This is a genomic window from Bacillus sp. 11C (assembly GCF_055486375.1).
In genome coordinates this window covers 172584-187784 of record NZ_JBUPVZ010000005.1, presented here as the reverse complement: position 1 = coordinate 187784, position 15201 = coordinate 172584, and the positions used below count along the sequence as shown (strand labels likewise).

The following is a 15201-nucleotide window of genomic DNA, read 5'->3' as shown; positions in this document are numbered from 1 at the left end:
TTATGAAAGAGGCAGTCATTGTGTCAGGTGCAAGAACACCGGTTGGGAAAGCAAAGAAAGGATCGTTGGCCACCGTTCGCCCGGATGATTTGGGAGCGATTTGCGTCAAAGAAACACTGAAACGGGCAGGCGGCTACGAAGGCAATATTGATGACTTGATTATCGGCTGTGCGACACCTGAAGCGGAGCAGGGGCTTAATATGGCCAGAAATATCGGCGCGCTTGCGGGGCTGCCGTATACGGTCCCGGCCGTCACAGTCAATCGCTACTGCTCTTCAGGCCTTCAGACCATCGCATATGCGGCAGAAAAAATTATGCTCGGCGCCTACGATACAGCGATCGCCGGCGGAGCGGAATCGATGTCGCAGGTACCGATGATGGGGCATGTGACCCGTCCGAACCTCGCGTTGGCAGAAAAGGCGCCGGAGTATTACATGAGCATGGGCCACACAGCCGAGCAGGTCGCGAAAAAATACGGCGTTTCCCGAGAGGATCAGGATGCGTTTGCCGTTCGCAGCCACCAGAACGCGGCCAAAGCCCTTGCAGAGGGGAAATTTAAAGATGAGATTGTGCCCGTCGAAGTGACGGTGACAGAAGTCGGAGACAACCATAAGCCGCGGGAAAAACAGTTTGTTTTTTCCCAGGATGAAGGCGTTCGCCCGAAAACGACGACAGACATTTTATCAACATTGCGCCCGGCTTTTTCCGTTGATGGAACGGTTACTGCGGGCAACTCCTCGCAGACAAGTGACGGAGCGGCGGCAGTTATGCTGATGGACCGGGAAAAAGCGGATGCGCTGGGCTTGGCGCCGCTTGTGAAATTCCGTTCCTTTGCAGTAGGCGGCGTGCCTCCGGAAGTGATGGGCATCGGGCCGGTGGAAGCCATTCCGCGTGCTTTAAAGCTAGCCGGGCTTCAACTGCAGGACATCGGCTTGTTTGAACTGAACGAAGCTTTTGCATCACAAGCCATTCAAGTCATCAGAGAACTCGGCATTGACGAAGAAAAAGTGAATGTCAACGGGGGCGCAATCGCGCTTGGACACCCGCTTGGCTGTACGGGAACAAAGCTTACACTCTCACTGATTCATGAAATGAAACGGAGAAACGAGCAATTTGGAGTCGTCACAATGTGTATCGGCGGCGGGATGGGAGCGGCCGGTGTATTTGAATTATGCTAAAGGGGGAAAAATAAATGGCAAAAAAAGCGGCTGAAGTACAAAAAGGCGGCGGTTTCTTAATCGAGGATATCACATACGATCAAATGTATACACCGGAGGATTTCACTGACGAGCATAAAATGATTGCGAAAACAACAGAGGACTACATCGAGCAAGATGTGCTCCCTCATATAGATGACATCGAAAACCATCAATTCGAGCATTCCGTCAGGCTGTTAAAGAAAGCGGGCGAACTCGGGCTTCTTGGCGCCGATGTGCCGGAGGAGTACGGAGGGCTCGGTCTTGATAAAATCAGCTCGGCACTCATCACTGAAAAATTTTCGCGTGCGGGAAGCTTTTCGCTTTCTTATGGCGCGCATGTCGGCATTGGATCCTTGCCGATCGTCTTTTTCGGGTCAGAAGAACAAAAGAAAACATATTTGCCAGGGCTCGCTTCAGGCGAAAAGATCGCGGCTTATGCACTGACTGAGCCGGGCTCCGGATCTGATGCCCTTGGAGCAAAAACAACAGCCGTGCTGAATGAAGCGGGTACGCATTACGTGTTAACCGGGGAAAAACAGTGGATTACCAACTCTGCCTTTGCTGATGTATTTGTTGTTTACGCTAAGGTGGACGGTGAAAAGTTCTCAGCCTTTATTGTAGAAAAAGATTTCCCGGGTGTATCTACGGGTCCGGAAGAAAAGAAAATGGGGATCAAAGGGTCATCGACAAGAACCCTCCTTTTAGATCAAGCTGAAGTGCCAAAGGAAAACCTGCTTGGCGAAATCGGCAAAGGGCATGTGATCGCCTTTAATATTTTAAATATCGGCCGCTACAAGCTGGCGGTTGGTTCAATCGGCGCATCTAAGCGGGTGATCGAGCTGTCCGCGGGTTACGCGAACCAGCGCCGCCAATTTAAAACGCCGATTGCGGGCTTTTCGCTGACACAGGAAAAAATCGCGACAATGGCATCAAGGCTCTACGCGATGGAAAGCTCTGTGTACAGAACCGTCGGGCTGTTTGAAGACAATATGAGCCAGTTTACGTCCGAAGATCTCAAGGACGGCCGCCAAATTGCCAAGTCGATTGCCGAATATGCCATCGAATGCTCTCTTAATAAGGTATTCGGCTCCGAGACGCTTGATTATATCGTTGATGAAGGCGTGCAGATTCATGGAGGCTACGGTTTTATGCAGGAGTACGAAGTGGAAAGAGCCTATAGGGATTCAAGGATCAATCGGATTTTTGAAGGGACAAACGAAATCAACCGGTTAATCGTGCCAAGCACCTTCCTGAAAAAAGCGCTTAAAGGCGAACTGCCTCTATTTGAAAAAGCGCAAACGCTGCAGGAAGAACTCATGATGCTTATGCCTGAAGAGCCTGGCAGCGGCGTTTTAGAGCAGGAGAAATATATTGTCAAACAAGCTAAAAAAATCGCGCTGTTCGCTGCCGGTCTCGCCGCGCAAAAATACGGGAAAGCCATCGATCGCGAACAGGAAATTCTCGTCAACGTTGCGGACATCGTCAGCAATGTGTACGCGATGGAATCAGCCGTGCTTAGAACGGAAAAGGCCATCGCCGCGCAAGGCGGGGAAAAAGCAGCGCAGAAGGTGCTGTATACAGAAATTTTCGTTCAAGAAGCCTTTAACGAAATTGAAGCGCACGCCAAGGAGTCTCTCATCGCAATGGAAGAAGGAGATTCACTCCGCATGATGCTTTCCGCTCTGCGCAAGCTGACGCGGGTAACCCCTAAAAACGTGATTCAGAAAAAACGCGAAGCGGCAGCGGGCGTTTTTGAGGCTGAAAAATATATTGTCTGATCGGCGAAGAGCTCCGCATGCGCGGAGCTTTTTTTAAGAAGCACTGTTTTAGGTTTTTAAAACAAACTGTGTTAAAATAACCTCGATTATTTTATTGAGGGGGGAAGAAGATGTCGTTAACTTTTTACTGGTACCCTAAATGCGGAACGTGCCGCAAAGCAAAGAAATGGCTTGAAGAGCATGGAAAAGAAATCAACGAAATACATATTGCAGAGCAGCCTCCAAGCAAAGAAGAACTAAAAGCGCTTTATGAAAAAAGCGGGCTGGATCTCAAGAAATTTTTCAACACGAGCGGGATGAAATACCGTGAGCTCAATCTCAAGGAAAAGCTGTATCACATGTCGGAGGACGAACAGCTTGAACTGCTGGCTTCAGACGGAATGCTGATCAAACGGCCGCTTACAACAGACGGCGAAAAAGTGACAGTCGGTTTTAAAGAAGACCAATTTGAAGAAAACTGGGCTTAATGTCAATTTTTTTTGAAAAGTATGGTATCTTCTTATTATAGTGCTGTAAAAAATGGAGGGATTCAATTGAGCATACCTAAAGATTTGCGTTACTCAGGAGAACACGAGTGGGTAAAAGTTGAAGGAGAAAAAGCCAGAATCGGGATTACGCATTTTGCCCAGTCCGAGCTAGGCGATATCGTGTTTGTCGAACTTCCTGAAGTGGGCGCTGAAATCAAAGCGGACGAGCCATTCGGCAGTGTTGAATCCGTTAAAACGGTATCTGAGCTTTATGCGCCGATTAACGGAACTGTTGTGGAAATTAACGAAGATCTTGATGACAGTCCGGAATTCGTAAACGAATCTCCGTACGAAAAAGCATGGATGATCGTCGTTGAGCCGTCTGACGCTTCTGAAATTGAAAAACTGATGACAGCAGAGCAATACGAAGAGATGACACAGGAAGACTAAAGCAGGATAGCTGTAAAGGCAATTGGACACGCTAACGTTATGGGAGGTGTCCAATATGGCTTTCAGTAAACAAAAGCTCGATGTCACCAATGATGTGACAGGCCGCTTTCAACATGGCCAGCTCTCGTTATATCATGAAAATGAGAGAATCGGCCAAATGACAAGCATGAATGAATATGAGCTTAAGTCCGGTTATTCCTTTGAAAATGAGAAATTTTATAAGACAGCCGATGTGGTCTCTGGAAACGATGAGAAATATGTGGATTGTGACTACGAAAACGGCTGGTGTTAATGTTGGCGGTGAATTTCACTGCCTTCTTTTACAATCTGAACGTTTCAAATTTGACGCGGCAGGTGAAGAAGATGGATGAGCTGGAAAAGGTCATGATTGTGGAAGGGAAATCAGATAAAGAGAAAATCGAAAGCGTTCTGGATGAACCGGTGCGCATTATCTGCACAAACGGAACAATCAGCCAGCTGAGGCTTGAGGAATTGGCTGACGAGCTTTATGATAAAGACGTCTATATATTAGTGGATGCTGACGAATCAGGCGAGAAATTGAGAAAACAGCTGAAAAGAGAATTTAACGAAGCCTGCCATCTGCATATCGACAGAGCCTATAAAGAAGTGGCGGCTGCGCCCAGACACCACGTCGCCTCTGTATTGCTGCGCGCGAATCTGAATGTCCATACTATTTTTCTTGAAAGAAAGTCCCGAGGTGTATAGCATGAAAGAACTCCAGGAACACGAGCTTGAGCACATTGCTGATGATGTGTATCTTCTATATTTATATACTCCGTTTTGCGGCACTTGCCAGCTTGCAAGCAAAATGCTGACAGTGGTGAAAGAAATGCTGCCTGATGTCGCCTTCTACCAAAACAATGTCAATTACTCTCCGACATTCGCAAAAGCGTATCAAATTGAAAGCGTCCCTTGTTTTCTGCTGTTTAAAGGAGGAAAAATGGTTGAAAGAGGATATGCGTTTCATTCCGTTTCTTATTTATATGAGCTGATCAAACAAAAATCATCTTCCGCATCCCATTTATGACATATTTCTCAGCGCATTCCAATGAAATTGTCGTTCGTTTTATAAAGGGGTTCGTGCGCCAGAGAGAGAAATGTCTATGTATGACCAACAAATAGGAGGTTGTACATATGGAGAAAGCGGAAGTTTTGGAAGATGAGTATCAGCATCTGTTTTTAAAACCCCTTTTGAGCGCTTCAACATTGCTTATTACCTTTCAAGGAGAAACAGAAGCCTTAACCGTCTCAATAAACGAACAGGGAGAAATGAAAAAAATTTCTCCGCGCCAACCGTCCAACCTGACCTTTTACGGAAACCAATCCGAAATCATTCATTTATTGCACGGAGACATTTCCCTTCAGCATCTGATTCAGAGCGGAAGCCTAAAAGTAAAGGGGTCCTTCAGAGCCCTGTTAAAGCTTGAAGCGATTCTCTGGCTGACGAATGGTTTTTTTCAGAGGATTGCGAATAATTAAAAAACAGAAAATTATTATAATAGTAAAAGTTGACATCATTTATTTTATTGACATGCAATCATCCGCCATGCTATTCTACATTAAGAATTTCCGGACGAAAAAGACTATATATTTCTCTTATCAAGAGAGGTGGAGGGAAGTGCCCTATGAAGCCCGGCAACCATCAACACTGTTGAAATGGTGCCAATTCACACGAAGCGTTCAGCTTTGAAAGATGAGAGAAAGGCATTTTATATAAGCCTTTCTGCTCAAGTGTGCAGAAAGGTTTTTCTTTTGCAGAAAACCCCGGAAGATTTCTTAGAATAGTGTTAAGGCAGGTGATTGCTTTGATCAATCTTCAAGATGTTTCAAAAGTGTATAAGTCGAAACATGGAGATGTCAATGCTGTCCAAAATGTCTCGCTTTCCATTAAAAAAGGTGAGATTTTTGGAATTATAGGATATAGCGGAGCTGGTAAAAGTTCCTTAATCCGTCTGCTGAACGGCCTTGAGAAACCAACCTCAGGAACCGTGGAAGTGGCGGGAACCAAGATTAATGAAGTAAACGGACGCGGGTTAAGAAACGCACGCCATGACATCAGCATGATTTTCCAGCACTTCAATTTGCTTTGGTCGCGGACCGTCAGAGATAATATCATGTTTCCTCTGGAGATTGCCGGGGTGAAAAAGAGCGAGCGCATCAAGCGCGCCAATGAACTGATTAAACTGGTAGGTTTAGAAGGAAAAGAAAAATCTTATCCGTCTCAGCTGAGCGGCGGACAAAAGCAGCGTGTCGGAATCGCCAGAGCGCTCGCAAACAATCCGAAGGTTCTCCTTTGTGATGAAGCGACATCAGCATTAGATCCGCAAACGACAGATTCAATTTTGGATCTATTGTCCGATATTAATGATAGACTCGGTTTGACAATTGTGCTGATCACGCACGAAATGCATGTGATCCGCAAAATCTGCAACAGAGTCGCTGTCATGGAAAACGGAAAGGTTGTGGAAGAAGGCGAAGTTCTCGATGTCTTCAAAAACCCGAAGGAAGACATGACAAAACGGTTTGTTCAGCAGGTGACAGAGCCGGAAGAAACGAAAGAAACGCTTCAGCATCTTCTTGATGAAACAGCATCAGGAAAAATGGTTCAGCTCACATTTGTCGGTGATTCGGCTGAACAGCCTCTGATTACAGAGATGATCAGAAACTTTAATGTCAGCGTCAATATTCTGCAAGGGAAAATCTCGCAGACGAAGGATGGAGCCTACGGTTCACTGTTTATCCATATTGACGGAGACGAGGAAGAAGTGCAAAACGTGATCCGGTTTATTAATGACAGACAGGTGAAAGCAGAGGTGATCACGAATGTTTGAAAAATACTTCCCGAACGTTGATTTAACAGAATTGTGGAACGCGACATATGAAACCCTTTATATGACGCTGATCTCTTTGCTGTTTGCTTTTGTCATCGGAGTGATTCTCGGCTTGCTGCTCTTTCTGACAAGTAAAGGGAGCCTCTGGCAGAACAAAACGATCAACTCTGTGATTGCGGCCGTTGTCAACATATTCAGGTCGATTCCGTTCCTTATTTTAATTATTTTACTGCTAGGATTTACGAAGTTTTTAGTCGGCACGATCTTAGGGCCAAACGCCGCATTGCCGGCGCTGGTTATCGGCTCGGCACCGTTTTACGCGCGCCTTGCTGAAATCGCGCTCCGTGAGGTGGATAAAGGTGTTATTGAAGCCGCTAAATCAATGGGAGCTAAGACGTCTACGATTATTTTCAAAGTGCTGCTTCCGGAATCTATGCCGGCTCTTATTTCTGGTATCACTGTTACGGCGATCGCTTTGATCGGCTCAACGGCAATTGCCGGAGCCATCGGTTCAGGCGGCCTTGGAAACCTTGCGTACGTAGAAGGCTATCAGTCGAATAATACTGATGTGACCTTCGTTGCTACTGTGTTTATTTTAATCATCGTGTTTATTATTCAAATCATCGGTGATGTCATAACAAATATTATAGACAAACGATAAGGGAGGATTTACATTGAAAAAGCTATTTTTAGGTGCATTACTGCTTGTATTTGCAGGAGTTATGGCTGCCTGCGGTTCGAATAACGCCGAATCCGGCAAGAAAGAAATTGTCGTTGCTGCGACAAAAACACCGCATGCGGAAATTTTAAAAGAAACTGAACCACTGTTGAAAGAAAAAGGCTACACGCTGAAAGTGAAAGTGCTTAGTGATTACAAGATGTACAACAAAGCTTTAGCTGATAAAGAAGTGGATGCGAACTACTTCCAGCACATTCCTTACCTTGACCAAGAAATGAAAGAAAACACAGATTATAAACTTGTAAATGCGGGTGCTGTTCACTTAGAGCCATTCGGTGTTTACTCTAAAAAATACAAGTCACTGAAAGATCTTCCAGACGGCGCGACCATTATCCTGACAAATAACGTTGCTGAACAAGGCCGTATGCTCGCTATGCTTGAAAATGCTGGATTAATCACACTTGATTCTAAAGTCGAAACAGTTGACGCAACATTGAAAGACATTAAGAAAAACCCGAAAAACCTTGAATTCAAAAAGGTAGCGCCTGAATTAACGGCAAAAGCATATGATAACAAAGAAGGAGACGCGGTCTTCATCAATGTAAACTATGCGATCCAAAGTAAATTAAATCCTAAAAAAGACGCGATTGAAGTGGAAGCAACGAAAAACAACCCATACGCTAACATCATCGCAGTAAGAAAAGGCGAAGAAGATTCTGACAAAATTAAAGCGCTGATGGAAGTTCTTCACTCTAAAAAGATCAAAGACTTCATCGAGAAAAAATACGACGGAGCTGTGCTTCCTGTATCTGAATAAGACTGAAACCCCGGATGAGAAATCCGGGGTTCAATTATTGACAAAGCCATAAAACGATATTCGTTTTATGGCTTTGTCATCTTTTCAGCGTGATTGAAAACCCTTGAAGTCTAGGAAGAACGAGCATTGGAGCGGACTCCCGCAGGATGTGGTGACAGGGGCGTTTGAGCAGGACGCTCTAGCTTTTAGCCGCTGATCTTTTTTCACGTGAGCACCAACACGGAGGTCTGACAACGAATGCGAGGGTTTGCTGACACGGTGAAACCCCGGATGAGAAATCCGGGGTTTTTTTCGGGTATTTTCCTAAAAGCTGTTCATAATAAAAAGGAATGTTAAACAGATGGAGGGATTTTCTTTGAATCAAGACAGAGGAAGCATGCAGGACGCGCTCAAACAATATAAATTAGGTTTAGGGACATTTGAACAAAAGATGCCGCTGATGGGGAGAAAGTTCAACGAGTTTACTGAACAATGCTTTGCCGGAAACTCACTGACTGAAAGAGAAAAACAGCTGATCGCCCTTGGAATCGCCATCAATGCTCAGGATGAATATTGTATGATCTATCATACAAAAGGCTGTCTGGATGAGGGAGCGACAGAAGAGAATATTCTCGAAGCTGTCAGTGTGGCAGCGGCGTTTGGAGGCGGAGCGGCACTTAGCCAGGGTGTGACAGTTGTACAGCAGTGCATAGAGGAATTCGGAAACACCACGCATTAAGAGAAGGAATATTCCGAAAAACGATTCTCATTTGTTCTAAAAGGATGCTTTCGTCTCATCTGCCGCTATTTCAAGCCATATCCTTTTTGCGGCATCCATCAGAGCGCTGATACAATAGAAGCAAATAAATGAAGGGATTGATTCATTATTTGCAACAGCCAGGATAGACTGAACCTCGATTATACGTCAGAAATGGAAAAAGCGATGCAGCTGTCTCACGGAATTGGATACGAGGAATACGGACGCCGGCTGGAAACAAGAATGAAAGTAGAGCGGCAGAGAGAGCTTGATTATGCAAAGAGCAAGCGGATTTCTGCGGGAGCTTATTGAGAAAATCAATCTTCTAAAAAAGGGTGGGAATCCACTCTTTTTCTTTTTCAATCGCTTTAATAAAGTGCTGATCTTTGTTAAACTTGAGAAATGTGCAAGGCACGATAAAAAGTTGTATTTACTTTTCATTTGTTATAAAATTAGAATGAGAATAAAATGAGAATAATGATTATATATTTTTGGAGGTATAGATATGGCTGCTTCAACATTAACGATCAAAGGTCTTCACGTTGAAATCGAAGGGAAAGAGATCTTAAAGGGTGTAAACCTTGAAATAAAAGGCGGAGAGTTCCACGCAGTAATGGGACCGAACGGAACTGGTAAATCCACTCTCTCGGCTGCTATTATGGGGCATCCTAAGTATGAAGTAACAAAAGGCAGCATCACGCTTGACGGCAAAGATGTACTGGAGATGGAAGTGGACGAGCGCGCGCAGGCAGGTTTATTCCTTGCGATGCAGTACCCTAGTGAAATCAGCGGTGTGACAAATGCCGACTTCCTTCGTTCAGCTATCAACGCGCGCAGAGAAGAAGGCGATGAAATTTCTCTAATGAAATTCATCCGCAAAATGGACGAAAACATGGAGTTCCTTGAAATGGACCCTGAAATGGCTCAGCGCTACCTTAACGAAGGCTTCTCAGGCGGAGAGAAAAAACGCAACGAAATCCTTCAATTAATGATGATTGAACCGAGAATCGCCATCCTTGATGAAATCGACTCAGGTCTTGACATTGATGCCCTGAAAGTTGTATCTAAAGGGATCAACAAAATGCGCAGCGAAAACTTCGGCTGCCTGATGATCACGCACTATCAGCGCCTGTTAAACTACATCACTCCGGATGTTGTTCACGTTATGATGCAAGGCCGCGTTGTAAAATCCGGCGGTGCAGAACTTGCACAGCGTCTCGAAGCAGAAGGTTATGACTGGATTAAACAAGAACTTGGTATTGAAGACGAAACTGTAGGCCAAGAAGCGTAAGCGTTAGGGGGATTAACATGACACTAGATACAAAACTATCCGTAGATCAGGAGTATCTCAAAAGCTTTTCCGAAAAGCATCAAGAACCTGCCTGGCTGAAAGACCTGCGCTTACAGGCTCTTGAACAAGCTGAGGATCTGCCGATGCCGAAGCCTGACAAAACAAAAATCACAAAATGGAACTTCACGAATTTTGCGAAGCATACAGTTGATAACGAACCGCTTTCTTCATTGGAAGATTTGACTGATGAAGTAAAAGCGCTGATCGATGTTGAAAACGAAGATAAAACATTATACGTACAGCGTGACCAGACGCCGGCATACCTTTCTCTTTCTCAAGAATTGAAAGACAAAGGCGTCATCTTCACTGATATTCTGACTGCCGCACGCGAGCACAGCGACTTGGTGGAGAAATACTTTATGAAGGACGGCGTGAAGGTTGATGAGCATAAATTGACTGCACTTCACGCGGCTCTTGTTAACGGAGGAGCATTCCTTTATGTTCCGAAAAATGTCCAGGTGGAGACGCCGGTTCAGGCTGTTTATGTCCACGAAAGCAACGATACGGCTCTCTTCAACCATGTGCTGATTGTGGCTGAAGATCACAGCTCTGTAACGTATGTTGAAAACTACATCAGCACTGTAAACCCGAAAGACGCTGTCTTCAATATGATCAGTGAGGTCATCACAGGTGATAATGCCAGCGTGACATACGGTGCGGTGGATAATCTGTCCAGCGGTGTGACAACTTATGTTAACCGCCGCGGTGCTGCGCGCGGGCGCGACAGCAAAATTGAGTGGGCTCTCGGCCTTATGAACGACGGCGACACGATCTCCGAAAACACTACAAACCTTTACGGTGACGGCACATACGGCGATACAAAAACGGTTGTTGTCGGTAGAGGAGAGCAAACACAAAACTTTACAACACAAATCATCCATTTCGGTAAAGCTTCAGAAGGATATATCTTAAAGCACGGTGTGATGAAGGATTCCGCTTCTTCTATCTTTAACGGAATCGGCAAAATCGAACATGGCGCTTCTAAAGCGAATGCGGAGCAAGAATCACGTGTGCTGATGCTCAGTGAAAAAGCACGCGGAGACGCAAACCCTATTCTTTTAATTGACGAAGACGATGTAACTGCAGGACATGCGGCATCTGTCGGCCGTGTTGACCCTATTCAGCTTTACTACCTGATGAGCCGCGGAATTGCGAAAGAAGAAGCAGAACGTTTAGTCATCTACGGATTCCTTGCGCCGGTAGTAAACGAACTTCCGATTGAAGGCGTTAAGAAACAATTGGTTTCTGTTATCGAAAGGAAAGTGAAGTAATGAATATCACGGATATTCGTGAACAGTTCCCGATCCTTCATCAGCAAGTGAACGGACATGATCTCGTTTATCTCGACAGCGCGGCGACTTCCCAGAAGCCGCGTGCTGTCATTGAAACACTGGATAAGTATTATAATCAATACAATTCCAATGTTCACCGGGGCGTCCATACACTTGGAACTAGAGCGACAGACGGTTATGAAGGAGCGCGTGAAAAAGTCCGCAAGTTTATTAACGCGAAGTCAATGGCTGAGATTATTTTCACAAAAGGCACGACCACATCACTGAATATGGTGGCGTTAAGTTATGCGCGCGCCAACCTTAAACCGGGTGATGAAGTGGTCATCACCTACATGGAGCATCATGCGAATATCATTCCGTGGCAGCAGGCTGTCAAAGCGACTGGCGCCACATTAAAATATATTCCGCTGCAGGAAGACGGAACGATTTCTTTAGAAGACGTCAGAGAAACGGTCACAAGCAATACAAAGATTGTTGCAGTGTCCCATGTATCTAACGTCCTCGGTACGATCAACCCGATTAAAGACATGGCGAAAATCGCTCATGACAATGGGGCAGTTATTGTGGTGGACGGTGCGCAAAGCACGCCGCACATGAAAATTGACGTGCAGGATCTCGATTGCGACTTCTTTGCGCTTTCTTCCCATAAAATGTGCGGCCCTACCGGTATTGGTGTGCTGTACGGAAAGAAAGCCCTGCTGGAAAACATGGAGCCTGCCGAATTCGGCGGTGAAATGATCGACTTTGTCGGGCTTTATGAATCAACTTGGAAAGAGCTTCCGTGGAAATTCGAAGCGGGTACGCCGATTATTGCAGGAGCAATCGGCCTTGGCGCCGCAATTGATTTTCTCGAGGAAATCGGTCTCGATGAGATTTCCCGCCACGAGCACAAGCTTGCAGCTTATGCGCTTGAACGCTTCCGTCAGCTTGACGGCGTGACGGTTTACGGGCCGGAAGAGCGTGCCGGGCTTGTCACATTTAATCTTGATGATGTTCATCCTCATGATGTGGCAACCGTACTTGATGCGGAAGGGATCGCTGTCAGAGCGGGCCATCACTGTGCGCAGCCGCTGATGAAATGGCTGGATGTAACTGCTACTGCAAGGGCAAGCTTTTATCTGTATAATACAGAGGAAGAGATTGATAAGCTTGTGGAAGCTCTTCAAAAGACAAAGGAGTATTTTACAAATGTCTTTTAATGCAAACTTAGATACATTGTACAGACAGGTGATTATGGATCATTATAAAAACCCGCGCAACAAAGGGGTTTTGAATGACAGCATCGTCGTGGATATGAACAATCCGACATGCGGCGACCGAATCAGGCTGACAATGAAGCTTGACGGAGACATCGTGGAGGATGCGAAATTTGAAGGGGAAGGCTGTTCCATTTCAATGGCATCCGCTTCGATGATGACTCAGGCGATTAAAGGGAAAGATATCGAAACAGCCCTTTCCATGTCTAAGATTTTCTCGGATATGATGCAAGGGAATGAATATGATGATTCTATAGATCTCGGGGATATTGAAGCTCTTCAAGGCGTTTCAAAATTCCCGGCCCGTATCAAATGTGCAACCCTGTCATGGAAAGCACTTGAAAAAGGAGTCGCAAAAGAAGAAGGCGGCAATTAAAAGGATTGGAGTGAAAATGGATGGCTAAAAAAATGCCTGATATTGGTGAATACAAGTATGGTTTTCACGACAAGGACGTTTCCATTTTCCGTTCAGAGCGCGGATTGACAAAAGAAATCGTAGAAGAAATTTCTCGCATGAAAGAAGAGCCTCAATGGATGCTTGATTTCCGCTTGAAATCACTTGAGCATTTCTACAACATGCCGATGCCTCAATGGGGCGGAGACTTAAACTCACTGAACTTTGACGAAATTACGTACTACGTAAAACCGTCTGAGCGTTCAGAGCGTTCTTGGGATGAAGTGCCTGACGAAATTAAGCAAACATTCGACAAGCTTGGTATTCCTGAAGCTGAACAAAAATACCTTGCGGGTGTTTCTGCTCAGTATGAATCTGAGGTTGTATACCACAATATGAAGGAAGATCTTGAAGAGCAAGGCATCGTCTTTAAAGACACTGACAGCGCGCTGAAAGAAAATGAAGATATTTTCCGTGAGCACTGGGCAAAAGTGATCCCGCCGACTGATAACAAGTTTGCGGCGCTGAACTCAGCTGTTTGGTCCGGCGGATCTTTCATCTACGTGCCAAAAGGCGTAAAGGTTGAAACACCGCTTCAAGCTTACTTCCGTATCAACTCTGAAAACATGGGTCAGTTCGAACGTACGCTGATCATCGTTGACGAAGAGGCAAGTGTGCATTACGTTGAAGGCTGTACGGCGCCTGTTTACACAACAAACTCACTTCACAGTGCGGTTGTTGAAATCATCGTGAAAAAAGGCGGCTACTGCCGTTATACAACGATCCAAAACTGGGCGAACAACGTTTACAACCTTGTAACGAAGCGTACGGTCTGTGAAGAAAACGCAACAATGGAATGGATCGACGGCAACATCGGTTCTAAACTGACAATGAAATATCCGGCTTGTATCCTAAAAGGCGAAGGCGCGCGCGGTATGACGCTTTCTATCGCTCTTGCGGGTAAAGGCCAGCATCAGGATGCGGGTGCGAAAATGGTTCACCTTGCACCAAACACATCATCCACAATCGTATCAAAATCGATTTCAAAACAAGGCGGAAAAGTAACATACCGCGGAATCGTCCACTTCGGACGCAAAGCGGAAGGCGCCCGTTCTAACATCGAGTGCGATACGCTCATTATGGATAACAAATCAACTTCTGACACCATTCCTTATAATGAAATCTTAAATGATAACATTTCATTGGAGCACGAAGCGAAAGTGTCTAAAGTATCTGAAGAGCAGCTCTTCTACTTGATGAGCCGCGGCATTTCCGAAGAAGAAGCGACTGAAATGATCGTCATGGGCTTCATCGAGCCATTCACAAAAGAGCTTCCAATGGAATACGCAGTTGAAATGAACCGTTTGATTAAGTTCGAGATGGAAGGTTCAATCGGTTAATTTTTATACAAAAGGACGTGACTGGTTTTCAGTCGCGTCCTTTTTGTATGCAGAAGAAAAACCGCAGGCCGAGGGAGCCGCGGTTTCTACTCTTCATTCTGCTGATTGATGACTTGCTTTACAGATGTGCCGTTGTGATATCCATTGTTCATCTCTCGTAATTGATTATAAGCCGTGTCAAATTCCTCTTTTGACATCTGCTTAGCGGCTAATGCAGAGCATAAGATGGCAAAGGCGATCGGCATTGTATCAATATGGATGTCAATATGGACCTCTGAATTACCGCTATTTTCGATCACGGATTCATTAGCGGGCATGTCTTGAGCATGTCTGTTGATAGGAATGATGTTTTCGTTCATTACTCTTCCCCGTCTTGTGTCTGAGCCTGTGCCTGATCCTGATCCGTGTTCACGTTGACCACGACTTTTGCATTACCGCTGTTTTGGACGTTTGCGACAGCTGCATCGCGTCTGTTTTCCTCATTTTCATGGCGATTTTCGCTCATGGTATCATCCTTTCTCTATTGATAG

At 45.4% G+C, this 15201-nt stretch carries 20 protein-coding genes and 1 riboswitch; of the genes, 18 read left to right on the top strand and 2 right to left on the bottom strand.

Features of this window, described 5'->3' with window-relative positions:
- The first annotated feature begins 2 nt into the window (after positions 1-2).
- The 18 genes from ACY3LV_RS09680 to sufB all read left to right on the top strand — a co-directional run bounded on the left by ACY3LV_RS09680 (position 3) and on the right by sufB (position 14671).
- Complete coding sequence (locus tag ACY3LV_RS09680; protein WP_148964052.1) at positions 3-1178, top strand: acetyl-CoA C-acetyltransferase; 1176 nt, start codon at positions 3-5, stop codon at positions 1176-1178.
- A gap of 14 nt (positions 1179-1192) precedes the next feature.
- Positions 1193-2977, top strand: a complete 1785-nt coding sequence (gene fadE / locus ACY3LV_RS09675; protein WP_148964051.1) for an acyl-CoA dehydrogenase FadE — start codon at positions 1193-1195, stop codon at positions 2975-2977.
- 110 nt (positions 2978-3087) lie between these two features.
- Positions 3088-3444 carry an arsenate reductase family protein gene (locus ACY3LV_RS09670; RefSeq protein WP_003222779.1) on the top strand — a complete coding sequence of 119 codons (357 nt, stop codon included), beginning with the start codon at positions 3088-3090 and terminating at the stop codon, positions 3442-3444.
- 66 nt (positions 3445-3510) lie between these two features.
- Positions 3511-3894, top strand: coding sequence for a glycine cleavage system protein GcvH (gcvH, locus tag ACY3LV_RS09665; RefSeq protein ID WP_010330011.1), 384 nt, complete (start codon positions 3511-3513; stop codon positions 3892-3894).
- Positions 3895-3949: 55 nt separating this feature from the next.
- A complete protein-coding gene (locus ACY3LV_RS09660) occupies positions 3950-4186 on the top strand; it encodes a YusG family protein (RefSeq protein ID WP_333518455.1) in 237 nt (78 codons plus the stop codon).
- Between the two features lie 71 nt (positions 4187-4257).
- Positions 4258-4620 carry a toprim domain-containing protein gene (locus ACY3LV_RS09655; RefSeq protein WP_176365274.1) on the top strand — a complete coding sequence of 121 codons (363 nt, stop codon included), beginning with the start codon at positions 4258-4260 and terminating at the stop codon, positions 4618-4620.
- A 1-nt stretch (position 4621) separates the two neighbouring features.
- Positions 4622-4942 (top strand): thioredoxin family protein, encoded by a 321-nt coding sequence (locus tag ACY3LV_RS09650; RefSeq protein ID WP_148964049.1) that lies wholly within the window; start codon positions 4622-4624, stop codon positions 4940-4942.
- A 107-nt stretch (positions 4943-5049) separates the two neighbouring features.
- Positions 5050-5394, top strand: coding sequence for an SCP2 sterol-binding domain-containing protein (locus ACY3LV_RS09645; protein WP_148964048.1), 345 nt, complete (start codon positions 5050-5052; stop codon positions 5392-5394).
- 114 nt (positions 5395-5508) lie between these two features.
- Positions 5509-5615, top strand: a riboswitch (SAM riboswitch).
- A gap of 105 nt (positions 5616-5720) precedes the next feature.
- Positions 5721-6746 carry a methionine ABC transporter ATP-binding protein MetN gene (gene metN, locus ACY3LV_RS09640; RefSeq protein ID WP_148964047.1) on the top strand — a complete coding sequence of 342 codons (1026 nt, stop codon included), beginning with the start codon at positions 5721-5723 and terminating at the stop codon, positions 6744-6746.
- On the top strand, positions 6739-7407 hold the full coding sequence (metP, locus tag ACY3LV_RS09635; protein WP_087991070.1) for a methionine ABC transporter permease MetP: 669 nt from the start codon (positions 6739-6741) through the stop codon (positions 7405-7407). The genes metN and metP overlap by 8 nt, the downstream gene beginning before the upstream one ends.
- Positions 7408-7420: 13 nt before the next feature.
- Positions 7421-8242 carry a methionine ABC transporter substrate-binding lipoprotein MetQ gene (gene metQ, locus ACY3LV_RS09630; RefSeq protein WP_333560844.1) on the top strand — a complete coding sequence of 274 codons (822 nt, stop codon included), beginning with the start codon at positions 7421-7423 and terminating at the stop codon, positions 8240-8242.
- A 340-nt stretch (positions 8243-8582) separates the two neighbouring features.
- Entirely contained in the window at positions 8583-8960 is a 378-nt protein-coding gene (locus ACY3LV_RS09625) for a carboxymuconolactone decarboxylase family protein (RefSeq protein WP_003222796.1), read from the top strand.
- Between the two features lie 192 nt (positions 8961-9152).
- The gene (locus ACY3LV_RS09620) at positions 9153-9290 is read left to right on the top strand and encodes a hypothetical protein (RefSeq protein WP_202328068.1); all 138 of its coding nucleotides are present in this window, start codon (positions 9153-9155) and stop codon (positions 9288-9290) included.
- A 193-nt stretch (positions 9291-9483) separates the two neighbouring features.
- Positions 9484-10269 carry a Fe-S cluster assembly ATPase SufC gene (sufC, locus tag ACY3LV_RS09615; RefSeq protein WP_087991066.1) on the top strand — a complete coding sequence of 262 codons (786 nt, stop codon included), beginning with the start codon at positions 9484-9486 and terminating at the stop codon, positions 10267-10269.
- A 17-nt stretch (positions 10270-10286) separates the two neighbouring features.
- A complete protein-coding gene (sufD, locus tag ACY3LV_RS09610; protein ID WP_464863688.1) occupies positions 10287-11600 on the top strand; it encodes a Fe-S cluster assembly protein SufD in 1314 nt (437 codons plus the stop codon).
- Positions 11600-12820 carry a cysteine desulfurase SufS gene (sufS, locus tag ACY3LV_RS09605; protein WP_464863687.1) on the top strand — a complete coding sequence of 407 codons (1221 nt, stop codon included), beginning with the start codon at positions 11600-11602 and terminating at the stop codon, positions 12818-12820. Before sufD ends, sufS begins: the two co-directional genes overlap by 1 nt.
- Positions 12810-13253, top strand: coding sequence for a Fe-S cluster assembly sulfur transfer protein SufU (gene sufU / locus ACY3LV_RS09600; RefSeq protein ID WP_019715645.1), 444 nt, complete (start codon positions 12810-12812; stop codon positions 13251-13253). The genes sufS and sufU overlap by 11 nt, the downstream gene beginning before the upstream one ends.
- Positions 13254-13273: 20 nt before the next feature.
- A complete protein-coding gene (gene sufB, locus ACY3LV_RS09595) occupies positions 13274-14671 on the top strand; it encodes a Fe-S cluster assembly protein SufB (protein ID WP_148964041.1) in 1398 nt (465 codons plus the stop codon).
- A gap of 86 nt (positions 14672-14757) precedes the next feature.
- On the opposite strand, the gene ACY3LV_RS09590 is transcribed toward sufB, so the two are convergent.
- Together ACY3LV_RS09590 and ACY3LV_RS09585 are read right to left on the bottom strand one after the other, a co-directional pair.
- Positions 14758-15030 carry a hypothetical protein gene (locus tag ACY3LV_RS09590; protein WP_464863686.1) on the bottom strand — a complete coding sequence of 91 codons (273 nt, stop codon included), beginning with the start codon at positions 15028-15030 and terminating at the stop codon, positions 14758-14760.
- Positions 15030-15176 (bottom strand): spore protein, encoded by a 147-nt coding sequence (locus tag ACY3LV_RS09585; protein ID WP_464863685.1) that lies wholly within the window; start codon positions 15174-15176, stop codon positions 15030-15032. Before ACY3LV_RS09585 ends, ACY3LV_RS09590 begins: the two co-directional genes overlap by 1 nt.
- Between the last annotated feature and the right edge of the window lie 25 nt (positions 15177-15201).

Bases quoted from the DNA above. Each gene is read 5' to 3' on its own strand.
- ACY3LV_RS09670 (WP_003222779.1), top strand. From the start codon at position 3,088: ATGTCGTTAACTTTTTACTGGTACCCTAAATGCGGAACGTGCCGCAAA.
- ACY3LV_RS09645 (WP_148964048.1), top strand. From the start codon at position 5,050: ATGGAGAAAGCGGAAGTTTTGGAAGATGAGTATCAGCATCTGTTTTTA.
- ACY3LV_RS09590 (WP_464863686.1), bottom strand. From the start codon at position 15,030: ATGAACGAAAACATCATTCCTATCAACAGACATGCTCAAGACATGCCC.
- ACY3LV_RS09625 (WP_003222796.1), top strand. From the start codon at position 8,583: ATGGAGGGATTTTCTTTGAATCAAGACAGAGGAAGCATGCAGGACGCG.
- fadE (WP_148964051.1), top strand. From the start codon at position 1,193: ATGGCAAAAAAAGCGGCTGAAGTACAAAAAGGCGGCGGTTTCTTAATC.
- ACY3LV_RS09650 (WP_148964049.1), top strand. From the start codon at position 4,622: ATGAAAGAACTCCAGGAACACGAGCTTGAGCACATTGCTGATGATGTG.
- sufU (WP_019715645.1), top strand. From the start codon at position 12,810: ATGTCTTTTAATGCAAACTTAGATACATTGTACAGACAGGTGATTATG.
- sufB (WP_148964041.1), top strand. From the start codon at position 13,274: ATGGCTAAAAAAATGCCTGATATTGGTGAATACAAGTATGGTTTTCAC.
- sufC (WP_087991066.1), top strand. From the start codon at position 9,484: ATGGCTGCTTCAACATTAACGATCAAAGGTCTTCACGTTGAAATCGAA.
- sufD (WP_464863688.1), top strand. From the start codon at position 10,287: ATGACACTAGATACAAAACTATCCGTAGATCAGGAGTATCTCAAAAGC.
- ACY3LV_RS09655 (WP_176365274.1), top strand. From the start codon at position 4,258: ATGGATGAGCTGGAAAAGGTCATGATTGTGGAAGGGAAATCAGATAAA.
- ACY3LV_RS09660 (WP_333518455.1), top strand. From the start codon at position 3,950: ATGGCTTTCAGTAAACAAAAGCTCGATGTCACCAATGATGTGACAGGC.
- metP (WP_087991070.1), top strand. From the start codon at position 6,739: ATGTTTGAAAAATACTTCCCGAACGTTGATTTAACAGAATTGTGGAAC.
- ACY3LV_RS09620 (WP_202328068.1), top strand. From the start codon at position 9,153: ATGGAAAAAGCGATGCAGCTGTCTCACGGAATTGGATACGAGGAATAC.
- ACY3LV_RS09585 (WP_464863685.1), bottom strand. From the start codon at position 15,176: ATGAGCGAAAATCGCCATGAAAATGAGGAAAACAGACGCGATGCAGCT.
- ACY3LV_RS09680 (WP_148964052.1), top strand. From the start codon at position 3: ATGAAAGAGGCAGTCATTGTGTCAGGTGCAAGAACACCGGTTGGGAAA.
- sufS (WP_464863687.1), top strand. From the start codon at position 11,600: ATGAATATCACGGATATTCGTGAACAGTTCCCGATCCTTCATCAGCAA.